Here is a 14,755-nt window from a genome sequence, read left to right on the forward strand (position 1 = left end):
TTATTCTTATAATATGAATTGCAGTTTTACTTCTAACGTTTCCTTATTCGTTTCTTATTCAATTGTAGTTTTGCTTCCCTAATTGTAGTTTTACTTCTTCTCTTATTGTATGGTGCATAGCCTTAATGGTGTATGGCCTTAGCATTCTACTTCTTTAGTTCCAGTTTTACTTTTCCAGGTCTTCTTTAATTTGTTTAAATTCAGCCTGTATCTTAGCAAGCTCTTCCGGTTCATTTACCAGTTTCATAACCGTTAATGCAAGGATTTTACTGCCCCATACGATTGCATTAAACGCCCGTTCACTCTTGCCAAGATCAATCCAACGCTGTGAGTGACTGGAAACACCGCGGTCCACATATTTTACGCGGATGCAGGCGCCCGGCACACGATAAGTAACACTGGAGAAGTCAGTGGAGCCTGTTTTTTCACGAGGGGCGGAGATGTCGTCAGCACCCACTTCATGGGCATAGGCAAGCAGCACTTCGTTGAGTGACGGTGTATTTACCTTATTGTCATAACTTTTCATAACACGCCAGTCTACAGTAGTCCCCGTTTGCAGAGCGGCACCTCTTGCCACATTATGTACGCGCTCGATTAACTTATCTAATTTACCACGTGTATTGGCTCGCACATACCATTGCGTGGAAGCCAGTTCAGGCACAATGTTAGGTGCCTTACCGCCATTCGTAATAATACCGTGTAAGCGCACATCATCGGTTACATGTTCCCGCATATACGCCATGCCATTGTAAAACTGAATTACACCTTCCAAGGCGCTGATTCCCTGATCCGGTGCAATGGCCGCATGTGCCGCCTTGCCATGGAAGTTGAACTCGAACATCGTCAGCGCCAATGATTTGCAGTCTACTGTAGTCGAATCGCTGCCATGCATCATAAAGGCTACGTCCAAATCGTCAAACACGCCATCTTTCGCCATGACCAGTTTGCCGCTGTTAGTTTCTTCCGCCGGCGTACCATATACAAGAAGCGTTGCCGGTTTCGTTAAAAACTTCTTCAATGCCACTGCAGCGCCAACAATGGATGGGCCCTGCATATGATGACCACAGCCATGACCTAAGCCGGCCAGGGCATCATATTCACAGAGAAGGCCTATCTTAGGACCGCCGCCCTGCACCTTAAACTCTGCTTTAAACGCCGTATCCAATCCACTTACACTGCGCGTTACTGTAAATCCCTGTTCTTCCAAATAATCGCACAATAATTTATGAGCCTTATATTCCTCATATCCGATTTCAGGATTATCAAAAATAAAGTCACTCATACGTTTCAATTGTGGACTTAGTTCGTCAATAAACGCCAACATGTCCGATTTCATAATCCCCCTCCTCTACGCCATACTTTTCTATACGCACTAACATATACTCAAAAGCACTTTAATATCACATTAGAGATAATAATTAAATCTTGAATTACTTGAAATTCACTCAAAATTCAACTTTTTTTTCAAACATTTAATACATATCTTGAATATCATATTTCTTTCTTGATAATTATAACTCCTATGATAATTAAAGGCTTTAAAAAATATCCGCTCCTCTCAGTCACATTCCTGTTAATACTACTATTTCTACATATATCGCCCTTTTCCTTCTTTTAAATATAAGTTCATATAATAATATTTTTAGAGCACCTCAAAAATTATTTTATGTCAAAAACAGTCATGATTCTCTTTTCTATAGATTTAATATTTTATTCTATAAAATGTAACATTCTTACAATGTATAGAATATGGTATTCATATTTCTTTAATCCGCTTTGTGCGCTCAATCGCCTATATAGTGGCGTTTATGTAAACTCTATCAATCAAGAATTATGTATACATTTATGAAATTTAAAACTGTATATTGTATTATTAACCACCGCCATAGTATAATATTAAATGTCTAGAGAGACTTTAAAGCACTATTTTATTTAAAGGAGCGTGTTATTTATGGGTGGTGAAATTCTAACCATAAAAGTCAATGCTGTCCAGTCAGTTGCACTGGCATTCGTAACGTATTACATCGGTTTATGGATTAAAAACCATGTATCCATTTTACGAAAACTCAGTCTTCCGGCGGCAGTAATCGGCGGGTTGCCATTTGCATTTATTGTTTCCGGTCTGTACGACCAGGGTATCGTCCACGTTGTTTTTGACGACACCTTATCAAAGGTAGCCCTTCTGGTATTCTTTACCACAATCGGTATGATGGCCAGTCTGAAGCTCGTTCGATACGGTGGTATGGCACTTATTATGTATCTCATAGTCTCCACTATTTTGGGCTTCCTTCAAAACTTATTGGGCATGTCCATTGCTACAGCGATGGGTATTGACGGACACTACGGTATCTTGGCCGGCGCCGTTTCACTCATGGGCGGTCTCGGTACATCAGCCGCGTTCGGTCCACAGTTTGAAACGCAATACGCTATCGTTGGTGCCAAAACAGTAGCTATTACAGCTGCCACCTTCGGTATGGTTATCGCCTTGGTTCTCGGTGGTCCGTTCGGCGAGTTCCTTATTAAACGTTATAACATTCCTACACCTGGTCATGGCGGGAATGCAAACGCACAGATGGAACCTCACGTATACGATATGTCCATTCTTGAAGAAGAAGAACATACAGACGTTGACGGCGTTTTAAAAGCGGCCGGCTTCGTATTCGTAGCTATCGGTATCGGCTCCATTGTCAGCGATTACTTAAATCAGTTCATTACACTACCTGCTTATATCGGCTCCATGCTCGTAGCAGCTGTTGTACGTAACTTTGGTGACTTCACTAAAATGTATCGCGTACAGGGCGGCGGCCTCAACGTAGTTGCTGAAGTAGGCTTAACCGTATACGTTACAATGGCGATCAACAGCTTGAAATTGTACGAATTAGTTAACTTAGCATTGCCATTAGTAGTTATCTTATTGGCACAAACTGTATTGATGATAATCTTCGCTTGGTTCGGTTACTTCTTATTATTCGGTAAAAACTATGACGGCGTAATGCTCGGCGTAGGCGGTATCGGTTTCGCCATGGGTGCTACAGCCAACGGTCTTGCAAACATGCAATCCTTAGCTGAAAAATACGGTCCATCTCCAAAATCATGGCTCATCGTATCCCTAGTAGGCGCGTTCCTCATTGACTTCGTCAATGCGATTCTGATTACCTGGATGGCCACCTGGTAAGCGGATTTACAATAATAAAACAAAGCGCTATCAACCAATGAACAGGATAAGCAAAAAGGACATCTTCCTTGAGAAGATGTCCTTTTTTATTACCCCAACAGTTTTACGCCCATAATTACCAACGGTAATGTGATGGCGGAAAAAACAGTAGTGGCTACAACAATCTGCGTCGCGTAGTCGGAGTGCGACTTCAGAGCCGCCGCAATAAGTGCCGTAGTTACGCCACTCGGTACGGCCGCGGAAATGATGAGAACCTGTGTTACCAACGGCGAAACCGGTTCTATCAGGAGTTCATAGACAATGATACAAGCCCACGTGAGCAAAGGCCCGAGCAGCAATCGCCCGACGGTAGCCCACATAACGGGACCATTGAAGAAATTAAACGGTGTGCGCGCTAATTGCACGCCTAAGGTAAAGAGTGCTACAAGCACCAATGAATTGCTTATATTCGTCAATACAGGCCAGAAGAAGGTTCCTTCTAAGGGAATATTGGCCGCATTGAACACTACGGCACCTAGCACCGCATAGATAATCGGCATTTTCAAGACGAGCATCACTGCATCGCGATGACTCATTTTACCGGCACCGGCAAAATAAAAGCCCAAACTATTCGTTACCATGCTTTGGAAAATAAATACCACAATCTGAATGGCAATGGCCGCTTCCAGCCAAATGGCGTTGCCCTGCTCTAAAAACGGTTCGTTAGAGTAGATAAATACGATCAGCGGTACCCCGATGTTACCGCAGTTATTGAAGAGCAAGGCGTTTCGAAAAATCCCGCGCATACTGGGAATAAAGCCCAACGCCCGTTCCATGATAAGGCTGCCGAGCCACAACGCAATAAAACTCACTATGGTAAGCCAAATAATTTGCGAACTCTCAGCGTTGAAGTGGTATTTATACATGTTCAAGAATAAAAACGCCGGTGCCACAATATAAAAGTTCAACTTACTAAGTGTATCTAAATCCATATGAAATTTGCGATCCATTCCATATCCGAGCATAACCATCAACAAAATAGGCATAATCGTTGTCAGAAATATATGCCAAATCATATAGCGACCCTTCTCTCTGTATTAATAATCCGACCTGACAAACAGCTATAATGTAAAAATTATCTTACTCATCTTACAGGATTATAGGCAAAAAGAAAAGAGCCTATATGACAAAATCGTATTCCGATTACATTCTCTCTTTAGTATCCATCTTCTATTAGCTTGCATCTTCTACTTAGTGCACATTTTCTATTTAGTGCGTATTTTGAATTTAGTTTACATGTTCGGCGTCCAAGAAATCCACGCCACTTTATCTTCGGTGGTATTTTTAATGCGTCCATCCGCCTCTTTAAATGGCTCCAACAATGGTTTTATGGCTGCTTTTGTATCTTCCATAGTACCTTTCGCATCACTATGAAGTCGCATGCCAAAATAACGAAGCGCCTCTTCTTCTGTGAAATACTCCACTTCCGGCGTCGTAATATAGTCTACATGATGAGCATCAGATAATTCGCCCACCACTGCGAGAATGCCGTCAATATTGCCCTGCCAGTCAAAACCGTCTTCACCATAGAGTTCTTTAGTTAAATGATCTACAATCGTGTCCTGACGGCCTGCAAAGGCAACCAACAGGCATTTACCCTTGGACGTACGAGACATGGCTCTCACATTATCAGGATCGAACATAACCGGGCAGAAGAAGCTGTAGGTTAAGTCAAAATCTCTGTCCCATCCCAAGCTCATACGCGTAACTTCACTCCATGGCCCTACATATAAATCAAGATCCACATGTTCCATTTCAGATAATTTGCGAGCCCCTTCAATCATGCCGTCCGACAAATCGATACCGGTCGCTTCAAAACCTTCTAACGCCAATCCTAACGAGTAATCACCTACACCGCATCCGATATCCAAGGTCTTTGCCGGATGTTTTGGCAATAAATCATGTTCCTTAAGGTACTTCAAAAAGTGTGTTACCTGCGCTTTTCGATCGGCACGGTCATGTAGTTCCACAAAAAACTCCGACCGCTGATTCCATGCTTGACGCTCTTCGTTCCAGGTACCGGTTCCATCAGACAATGCTGTAATCTTTGTATGATTCATAGTATCTCCTTCTGATATGCGAGTCACCAATTAGTATTTGAGAATTTATATCATATTTAATAATTTCTATATACAGAATACGCCTCTTTTACCATAAAGGCAAATTTATTTTATTTATATATCAACAATAATTATATTTGTGCTCACATAGCGCTCATAAATGATTATTTGTAATCGATTTTGATTGTTTTTGATTGACTATTATTCGTTATAGGGGTATATTATACATATAAAGAATAATATATATACTTTTTAATCAAATAATAATAATTCATTCTACATAAAGCCTCAGCTACGGAAAGGAGGCCCTCATGTTATCGGAAGAACGTCAGGCCCGCATATTGGAGCTGGTCAACAAACATCGCACCATTACGGTTCAGGAATTAACCGACGCGTTAGATTCCTCACCGGCCACAATTCGACGCGACTTAACCACCTTGCATAAGCAGGGATTACTGCAAAAAGTGCACGGCGGTGCCGTAAGCAATGAATCAAGCTACGCCACAACAGAGCCGGATTTCAATACAAAATCCACTTTGTTCCGCGATGAAAAAACGGCTATCGCCAAGGCGGCGGCCGCATTGATTGAAGATCACGATTTCGTTTTTATTGACGCCGGCACTACCACAGAGGCTATGCTTCCCTTTGTTACGGCGCGGCAAGTAACCTACGTGACGAACGGTACAGCCCATGCGGCATGGCTCGCCAGCCACTCCTGCAGTGTCATTCTACTGGGGGGCCAGGTAAAAGCAGTCACCGGTGCTGTCATCGGCCATACAGCGCTCACACAGCTGGATTCCTTCAATTTTACGAAAGGCTTTTTCGGAACCAACGGTATCAGCTTAAAGAGCGGCTTCACCACACCGGATCCTGCGGAGGCGGCCATCAAAGAAAAAGCTTTAAAACAGTGTCATTATCCATATGTTGTTTCAGACCCGTCAAAGTTTGACGTGATTACACCAATCACATTCGCTAAACTTGGCGCAGCGGCTATCATCACTACGAAAGCTCCAAACGAAGGGTATTATTCAGAAACAGCCATCACAGAAGTGAGTGTGGATACGACTTCATTGTAAGAGGAATCTATATTTTAAGACATATCTATTAATACAGTTTCAAAAAAGAGACTCTCAGAAACAGTTTCATTAAAAGGAGGTCATGCCATGATTTACACGGTAACGGTAAATCCATCCTTAGACTATATTATGCGCCTTAAAGAATTTAATCCGGACGCAGTTAACCGCACCTATGAGGATGCCATTATGGCCGGCGGTAAGGGCATAAATGTATCAATTATGCTCCAGCATCTGGGACATTCCAACACCGCGCTCGGCTTCGTAGCCGGCTTTACCGGTCAAGAAATCATTCGCCAACTTCGCGAAGAGGGTTGCGCCGAAGATTTTATTAAACTGGCGTCAGGCAATTCGCGCATTAATGTAAAGTTAAAGAGCACCACAGAAACAGAGATCAACGCACAGGGACCTCACATCAGTGAAGCGGATCTGGCAAAATTGTACACACAACTAGACACACTGTCACCGGGTGATACGCTGATTTTATCCGGCAGCATTCCAAATACATTACCAAACACTATGTATAAGGACATCATAGCTCGGCTGGCCGGTCGTCAAATCCGCATCATAGTTGATGCTACACAGGATTTACTACTCAATGTGCTGGTGCACAAACCATTTTTGATTAAGCCGAACAATCATGAATTGGCGGCTATGTTGAATACTACATTCCAAACGACGGAAGACATTGTAGCCGGCGCTCGTGAATTACAGGCGCGCGGTGCTCAAAATGTACTCGTCTCTCTTGCCGGTGACGGCGCTATTCTACTTGACGAAACAGGAATGGTTCACAAACGGGGCGTACCGAAAGGTACCGTAGTCAACTCCGTCGGTGCCGGCGATTCCATGGTGGCAGGTTTCCTGGCCGGCTATCTGGAAACGAATGGCGACTACCAAAAAGCCTTATCTATGGGCATTGCCGCCGGTTCCGCTTCAGCCTTTAACGAATGGCTGGCTACGCGCGAGCAAGTTGAATCATTATTAGTAAAGGAGTAATTCCATGAAGATTACAGACTTATTAAAATCACAATCAATCCTCTTACAAGCTTCACCGGCCAACAAAAAAGACGCCATTCTCCTTCTTGGTGATTTAATGGCTGCGGGCGGACATTTAAACGACAAAGACCAGTACATCCACGATGTATTGATTCGCGAAGAATCAGGTTCCACCGGCCTTGGTCAAGGCATTGCAACACCACATGCGAAGAGTACAGGCGTAAAATCCGCCGGCTTATCCGCTATGGTAGTTCCTAACGGTGTGGATTTCGAAAGTTTAGACGGCGAACCGGCTCGTTTATTCTTTATGATTGCCGCTCCTGAAGGAGAAGCTAACACTCACATTGAACTCTTAAGCCGCTTGGCTACCTTCGTAATCGATCCTGATTTCAAAGAAGCCCTCATTAAGGCACAAACCGTCGAAGGATTCCTTGCTCTAATCGATGCGAAAGACGCTGATCAATTTACCCCGGGCATGACCGAAGCGGAAGCCGTAGCCTTACAAACAGGTGCTACTACTGCCGGTGCACAAGACAGTGCCACTACTACAGCCGATGCTGCTGTTTCTAAAGCAGCTCCTGCAGCAGCTACAACTGCTGCATCCGGCAATAGCAACCAACCATACCAGGTATTGGCTGTTACTGCTTGTCCAACCGGTATCGCTCACACCTATATGGCGGCAGAAAGCCTTGAACGTACCGCCAAAAATATGGGCATTTCCATTAAAGTTGAAAAGAATGGCCAAAGCGGTATTAAAGACGCTTTAACGTCTGAAGAAATCGCCGCAGCTGACTGTATCATCGTAGCCGCAGACAAGAACGTTCCTATGGCTCGTTTTAACGGCAAACCTGTTATTCAGGTAAAAGTATCCGCAGGTATTAACAAAGCGAATGAATTATTAACACAGGCTCTGTCCGGCAATGTGCCGATTTACCAGGGCGGCGACAGCGAAATTACTGAAGCAGCCGGTTCCGCACAGGACAGCATCGGCCGTCAAATTTATAAACACTTGATGAACGGCGTATCTCATATGTTACCGTTCGTTATTGGCGGCGGTATCTTAATCGCCATCGCCTTCTTAGTGGACGTGTATGATCCGGCAAACCCTAGCAAGTTCGGTTCCAGCACTCCATTAGCCGCTTTCTTCATGCAAATCGGTGGCGCTTCCTTCAGCTTCATGTTACCTGTATTAGCCGGCTTTATCGCTATGAGTATTGCTGACAGACCGGGCCTTGCCGTAGGTTTCGTCGGCGGTTATTTAGCTAACACAGGCGGCTCCGGCTTCCTTGGTGCATTGATTGCAGGCTTCGTAGCCGGTTACATGATGCTCCTCTTAAAACGCCTCTTCTCTGTACTTCCTGATTCTCTGGAAGGTATCAAACCGGTATTGCTTTACCCTGTATTAGGCGTTTTACTCATGGGCGTACTCATTACCTATGCAATTAACCCTCCTGTAGGCGCTATTAACTCGGCTCTTACTTCGTCCTTACAACATATGGATACCAGCAGCCGTGTACTCATCGGTATTATCTTCGCAGGCATGATGGCTGTTGATATGGGCGGTCCTGTAAACAAAGCAGCATATGTAACCGGTACAGCTTTATTGGCCAGCGGTGAATATGGCGTTATGGCCGCTGTTATGGCCGGCGGTATGGTTCCTCCATTGGCTATCGCTTTATGTACTACATTCTTTGGAAATCGCTTTACTCCTGACGAACGTAAATCCGGTATTACCAACTATGTAATGGGCTTCTCCTTCATCACAGAAGGTGCCATTCCATTTGCCGCAGCCGACCCAATCCGCGTAATCCCATCTTGCGTAGTCGGTGCAGCAACAGCCGGTGCATTAAGCATGATCTTTGATTGCACATTGCGTGCGCCACATGGCGGTATCTTCGTAGTACCAACTATCGGCAACCCGCTCATGTACTTAGCCTCCATCATCATCGGTTCCATCGTAACTTGCCTCTTATTGGCAGTATTGAAAAAGCCGATTAAACAGTAAGGCTAAAGATGTTACACATCGTGTGTAACAATCAAATATATTTGCCCCTGTAGATAGCAAAGTTATTGAAATCGACAGGCAAACGAATATTATACAAAAGACGGTAAAGAAAATTCTCTTTACCGTCTTTTTATTCTTAACTCTCATAGATAGTTATATTATTTGTGTTTATCTTATATATATTTATCTGGTGTGCATTTGCCTAACATGTATTTATGCTTACATACAATTAGTCTTGAACATGATTATTCTGCGTCTGCAAAGCGCTCGCGAAGAGCCTTAAGGTCCGATTTCAACAACCAATCCACGTCCACTTTATCGCCTACCGGAAAACTATGTTCTCCGAATTTAACAAAGCCATATTTACTATAAAAATTCTGTGCTTTGTAATTGCGTTCCCACACGCCGAGCCACACCCAGTCACAGGTTGTACGGCATGCTTCTTTAAGGGCGAATTCAAAGATTTTCTTGCCAAGGCCCAAGCCCTGGTATTCTTTTAAAATATAAATTCGTTGCACTTCGAAGGCGTTTTCTAACTCATGTTCGGTCTGTGCAGCCCCTACGTTTAACTTCAAGTAGCCGGCCGGTTTACCGTCTACCATTACGAAATATTCGCTTACTTCCGGATCTTCAAGTTCCGCTTTTAACACATCAGGTGCATAGGCTTCGTCGAAAAATTGTTGCAGTTGTTCTTCCGTATTATCATGGGCGAACGTTTCACGAAACGTGGTTTCGCATAATTCTTTCAACACCGGCACATCATCAACAGTAATCGGTTTAATCTCAATTGTATTCATAAATAAAACCCTCTCTTGCTTCATTCGTCTATAATTTCTCAATTTTATATGCAAAGGTATTATAAGTTAAATAACGCCCCTCTGCAAGGGGCAAAACACCGCGCCCCTGCTGTGTTGTTACAACAAAAGCGTTGCATCACCACCGCTACTGTGCTATAATCACGTTAGAAAATTTCAGGGGAGCTGTTATGGCTGAGAGGAAGTATTCTTGCTTCGACCCTTATACCTGATACGGATAATGCCGTCGTAGGAAGATGTTATACTGACTTAACACCTTTCAGAGGTACCGTATCGGTGCCTCTGTTTTTTTATGCAGTCTGTCAATACAGACCGAATGGCGGGGGAGCGCCCGACATTCGTCATTACAGCGATGGGAAGCCGTGTTCCGGCGTGAGAGGAGACCAATAAGTCTCGACCGTACAGGTATTTGTAATGAACTCAAATTTAAGTAATGTAAGAAAATTAACTATCACAAGCTTACTCGTGGCCGTAGCCGTTGTAGGCAGTACTATATCATTCCCTGTAGGTCCCAGTAAAATGGCACCGGTACAGCATATGGTCAATGTGCTCTGCGTGGTGATTTTAGGATCCTACTACAGTGTAGGTGCCGCCTTTTCAGCCAGTGTATTGCGTCTCTTATTAGGCTTGGGCAGCGTGCTTGCATTTCCCGGCAGTTTATGGGGTGCGTTCTTAAGCAGCTACCTTTATAAAAAAACGCAAAAGATTCACTACGCCCTCTTAGGTGAAGTATTCGGCACCGGCATTTTAGGCGGATTAACTGCCTATCCTATCAGCATCCTCGTGTTGGGGCAAACAGCAGGCAAAGCGGCTTTCTATGTGTACGTTATTCCTTTCTTAATCTCCACCATAGGTGGCTCCCTATTGGCGGGTATGTTATTATACACATTACGCACTTCAGGAGCTTTAGCGCAAATTAAGCACTCATTGAATCAATAGGAGTACACTCCACTACAAGGAGTTTCCTGCTTGATTTCAATGACAGAGGAGACTCTATGAAAACGAACGAAACAAATCTGTTATCCCATGGTCTGCTTTGGTTCGGTGCGGCCGTATCCATTGCAGAAATCTTTACAGGTACACTCTTTGCTCCGTTAGGCTTTGAACAAGGTCTGACTGCGATTATTTTAGGCCATATTATTGGCGGTTTCTTATTCTTCCTGGCCGGTCTTATTGGCGGTAAAACCCGTCGTAGTGCCATGGAAACTGTACGTATCGGCTTCGGTCGCCAAGGGGCTTCCTTCTTTGCCTTAGCCAACGTACTTCAACTCATCGGTTGGACAACAGTTATGATTATCACCGGTGCTGCAGCGGCTCAAGCCGTAATGCCGTTAGGCTCGGACATCTGGTCCGTCATCATCGGCGCATTAATCATTCTTTGGCTTTTAATGGGGCCAAGTCAATTAACCAAACTGAACATGGTAGCAATGATCTTATTATTCTTATTAACTATCTGGCTCAGCTACCTCATTTTCGGTCCATCCGTAAGTTTAACCGAACTGCCAAGTCTTGGTGACGACAGTCTTTCCTTCGGCGCCGCCGTAGAATTGGCCGCCGCTATGCCATTATCCTGGTTACCGCTCGTATCTGATTACACACGCACGGCGAAACGCCCTGCCGCAGCCACTGTAGTAAGTACATTAACTTACTCAGTCGTAAGTATTTGGATGTATCTCATCGGCCTCGGCACTGCCATCTACGCCGGTGAAAGCGATATTACCGCCGTTATGCTTAAAGCCGGTTTGGGGTTGTTACCAATTCTAATTGTTATCTTCTCAACCGTTACCACAACATATTTAGATGCCTTCTCAGCCGGTGTCAGCGCACACAGCATTTTCGAAAAACTGCCTGAAAAATCTACCGCTGTAGGCATTACTGTTCTCGGGGTTATTCTTTCCCTCACCGTTCCTATGACTGAGTATGAAGAGTTCCTCTACATTATCGGTTCGATTTTCGCGCCCATGATTGCGATTCTATTTACCCAATACTTTCTCCTTAAGCAGGATGCATCTGGGCGTAACTTTAACTACACGAACCTGGTCCTCTGGATCATCGGTTTTATCTTATATCGCAACTTCTTAGCCTTGGAAACGCCAATCGGCTCTACCGCTCCCGTTATGATCTGTGTGGCCTTGCTCACATATATTATCGGACGTTTTACGAAACGGGCATAACGGCAAAACTGGCTTAAAGGCTAAACAAACGTGTGTTACCTATTTATATAAAAGCAAACGACTTGTTACTTTATATATAGTTTTAATCATACATTTAAAACATAAGAGAAGAACCTACACCATGCATGCGGTTTGAGGATATTTCCATATCTTCAAGCCGCATTCTTGCTGTCTGCGTATTTCACTTTTTTCAGCCTATGACGTATACTTAATAATTGATGCTACGTATTATAAAAGACATTTTCCTATAGAAAGGACTTCTCATGCGTACAAAACGAACCGGCCTATTTTCTTATGGATTTCTTTGGTTCGGTGCCGCCTTATCCATGGCCGAAATTTTTACAGGCACCATCTTGGCTCCTTTGGGCTTCACCAAGGCGTTGGCTGCCATCATCCTTGGTCATATTATCGGCGGCTCCCTGCTGTTCTTAGCCGGTGTTATTGGCGGTCAAACTCGTCACAGCGCGATGGAGTCCGTGCGTATCGCCTTTGGTCAGCGCGGTGCGTCTTTCTTCGCCATTGCGAACATTTTACAGTTAATCGGTTGGGCAACGGTTATGATTATTACGGGCTCCGCCGCGGCACAGAGCATTCATCCGCTGGGTACCGGCATTTGGGCCGCTATCATCGGTGCCATCATTATTCTTTGGCTCTTTGTAAGTCCGCAAACATTAACTAAAATGAACACGGTCGCCATGTCGCTGCTGTTCCTGTTAGCCTTATGGCTCAGTTCCGTCATTATTACTCCGGCCATCAACCTGTCAGGCCCTATAACGACCAACTTCTTCAATGATGACCTCAGCTTTGGCGCCGCTGTAGAATTGGCTGCTGCCATGCCGATTTCCTACTTGCCGCTCATTTCCGATTACACCCGTAATGCGAAGCGTCCGGTAGCCGCTGCAGGCGTAAGTACCGTTACATATTGCGTTATCAGTGCCTGGATGTACGTTATCGGCTTGAGCTGTGCGATTTATACAGGCGAAAACGATATCGTTGCCGTTATGGCGAATACAGGCATTGGCGTGTTCCCATTACTCATCATCGTATTCTCCACGGTTGCTACGACCTACCTGGACTCCTACTCATCCGGTGTGAGTGTGGCCAGCCTATTCCCGAAAGCACCTGAAAAAATCACGTCTATCATCGTGACAATTCTAAGTGTGTGCCTCGCCATCATCGTACCGATGACTGAATATGAAGAGTTCCTGTTCCTTATCGGCTCCATCTTCACGCCGATGATTGCCATTCTCTTCAGTCAATATTTCCTTCTGAAAAATGACGCGACAGGATCCGCCTTCAATATGCAGAGTATCATCCTCTGGATTATCGGCTTCGTCTTATATCGCAGCGTATTGACCTTTGAAACGCCATTAGGCACTACCTTCCCGGTTATGATTACTATCGCCCTCCTAACCTACATCGTAGGCCGCATTACAGGCAAACGTAATACGCGCTACGCGAAACAGGACATTCACGAAAAAGAAGAATTGCCTTTGAATCATTTGTAATCTAAGCAAAATAGTTTTACAAATCTTCCGGCAATAAAATACTTTGACGATACGTTAAGTAAAATCACATATAAATAGCTCGCTCTTGTGTAGTTCTCAAAGACTGCATAGGGCGAGCTTTTTCTTACACGTTAGCTTTTAAGTCATATTAACACTGTTCTATTCCTTACCGCCGACTCACTCTACACTTTTACAATTTTATTAATAAGCAAATTTACACTATATCGAAAAATGTAAAACAAATTATATACAATCGTTTGTTCTTATGCTATACTATCTATGAATTTAAGAACCCTGAGGGGTATTAAAAAGAGTGTTAAATTTCCGGGAGGACTTATCAATGAATGATTTTATTAAAGGCTTTAGAGACTTTGCCATCCGCGGCAATGTAATTGACTTGGCAGTCGGCGTTGTTATCGGGGCTGCTTTCGGGAAAATCGTTTCCTCATTAGTTAGTGACATTATTATGCCTCCACTTGGTATGATTTTGGGCGGCATCGACTTCTCCGATTTCTTTATCAGCTTGAACGGCCAACATGCTGACACATTGGCTCAAGCTAAACAATTAGGCATTCCTGTAATTGCATACGGTAGCTTTTTAAATGCACTTATCCAATTCCTTATCGTTGCTTTCGCTATTTACGTTGTTATCCAACAGGTAAATCGCGTTATGCCTAAAGATGAAAAACCTAAAGTTATCGCTCGCGTTTGCCCTTACTGCAAACAAGAAGTTGCTGACGACGCTACTCGTTGTCCACACTGTACTTCCGAATTGGAAGCCGTTGCAAAAGCAAACTAAGCTTTTAGGATATTCAACTAATCTTACAAACCAAATAATTATGACACACAAAAACGCTGTATTCCATAAGGAATACAGCGTTTTTTATATACTTATGTTTTTATTGCTTAT

The 14,755-nt window shown here is 43.9% G+C and carries 12 protein-coding genes and 1 riboswitch; of the genes, 8 read left to right on the plus strand and 4 right to left on the minus strand.

The features are described from left to right. Window positions 1-166 precede the first annotated feature (166 nt). The gene (locus KHZ77_RS02625; protein ID WP_295195445.1) at window positions 167-1,336 is read right to left on the minus strand and encodes a M20 family metallopeptidase; all 1,170 of its coding nucleotides are present in this window, start codon (window positions 1,334-1,336) and stop codon (window positions 167-169) included. A 615-nt stretch (window positions 1,337-1,951) separates the two neighbouring features. Between KHZ77_RS02625 and KHZ77_RS02630 the strand changes: the two genes are divergently transcribed. Further along, window positions 1,952-3,175: a sodium/glutamate symporter gene (locus tag KHZ77_RS02630; protein WP_295195447.1), complete on the plus strand. Its 1,224-nt coding sequence runs from the start codon at window positions 1,952-1,954 to the stop codon at window positions 3,173-3,175. Window positions 3,176-3,264: 89 nt separating this feature from the next. Here KHZ77_RS02630 and KHZ77_RS02635 read toward each other — a convergent pair whose 3' ends face one another. Continuing rightward, entirely contained in the window at window positions 3,265-4,230 is a 966-nt protein-coding gene (locus KHZ77_RS02635; protein WP_295195449.1) for an AEC family transporter, read from the minus strand. Window positions 4,231-4,446: 216 nt separating this feature from the next. Beyond that, a complete protein-coding gene (locus tag KHZ77_RS02640) occupies window positions 4,447-5,274 on the minus strand; it encodes a class I SAM-dependent methyltransferase (protein WP_295195451.1) in 828 nt (275 codons plus the stop codon). 311 nt (window positions 5,275-5,585) lie between these two features. Between KHZ77_RS02640 and KHZ77_RS02645 the strand changes: the two genes are divergently transcribed. The 3 genes from KHZ77_RS02645 (at window position 5,586) to KHZ77_RS02655 (ending at window position 9,348) form a co-directional block, all read left to right on the plus strand. Further along, window positions 5,586-6,350 carry a DeoR/GlpR family DNA-binding transcription regulator gene (locus KHZ77_RS02645; RefSeq protein ID WP_295195454.1) on the plus strand — a complete coding sequence of 255 codons (765 nt, stop codon included), beginning with the start codon at window positions 5,586-5,588 and terminating at the stop codon, window positions 6,348-6,350. An 87-nt stretch (window positions 6,351-6,437) separates the two neighbouring features. Next, window positions 6,438-7,343: a 1-phosphofructokinase gene (gene pfkB, locus KHZ77_RS02650; protein WP_295195456.1), complete on the plus strand. Its 906-nt coding sequence runs from the start codon at window positions 6,438-6,440 to the stop codon at window positions 7,341-7,343. A gap of 4 nt (window positions 7,344-7,347) precedes the next feature. Next, complete coding sequence (locus KHZ77_RS02655) at window positions 7,348-9,348, plus strand: fructose-specific PTS transporter subunit EIIC (protein ID WP_295195459.1); 2,001 nt, start codon at window positions 7,348-7,350, stop codon at window positions 9,346-9,348. 245 nt (window positions 9,349-9,593) lie between these two features. Here the strand turns inward: KHZ77_RS02655 and KHZ77_RS02660 are convergent, their stop codons facing one another. Beyond that, window positions 9,594-10,145 (minus strand): GNAT family N-acetyltransferase, encoded by a 552-nt coding sequence (locus KHZ77_RS02660; protein ID WP_295195460.1) that lies wholly within the window; start codon window positions 10,143-10,145, stop codon window positions 9,594-9,596. A gap of 166 nt (window positions 10,146-10,311) precedes the next feature. Next, window positions 10,312-10,415: riboswitch (TPP riboswitch) on the plus strand. A gap of 162 nt (window positions 10,416-10,577) precedes the next feature. Here KHZ77_RS02660 and thiW point away from each other — a divergent pair. From thiW to mscL, 4 genes are all read left to right on the plus strand, one after another. Next, a complete protein-coding gene (gene thiW, locus KHZ77_RS02665; protein WP_295195462.1) occupies window positions 10,578-11,102 on the plus strand; it encodes an energy coupling factor transporter S component ThiW in 525 nt (174 codons plus the stop codon). Between the two features lie 56 nt (window positions 11,103-11,158). Then, on the plus strand, window positions 11,159-12,337 hold the full coding sequence (gene cytX, locus KHZ77_RS02670; RefSeq protein WP_295195464.1) for a putative hydroxymethylpyrimidine transporter CytX: 1,179 nt from the start codon (window positions 11,159-11,161) through the stop codon (window positions 12,335-12,337). Between the two features lie 263 nt (window positions 12,338-12,600). Next, on the plus strand, window positions 12,601-13,845 hold the full coding sequence (gene cytX / locus KHZ77_RS02675) for a putative hydroxymethylpyrimidine transporter CytX (RefSeq protein ID WP_295195466.1): 1,245 nt from the start codon (window positions 12,601-12,603) through the stop codon (window positions 13,843-13,845). A 340-nt stretch (window positions 13,846-14,185) separates the two neighbouring features. After that, window positions 14,186-14,644: a large conductance mechanosensitive channel protein MscL gene (gene mscL / locus KHZ77_RS02680; protein ID WP_295195469.1), complete on the plus strand. Its 459-nt coding sequence runs from the start codon at window positions 14,186-14,188 to the stop codon at window positions 14,642-14,644. The last annotated feature ends 111 nt before the right edge of the window (window positions 14,645-14,755 follow it).

The sequence above is a fragment of the Veillonella sp. genome (assembly GCF_018364065.1).
Classification (GTDB): domain Bacteria; phylum Bacillota; class Negativicutes; order Veillonellales; family Veillonellaceae; genus Veillonella_A.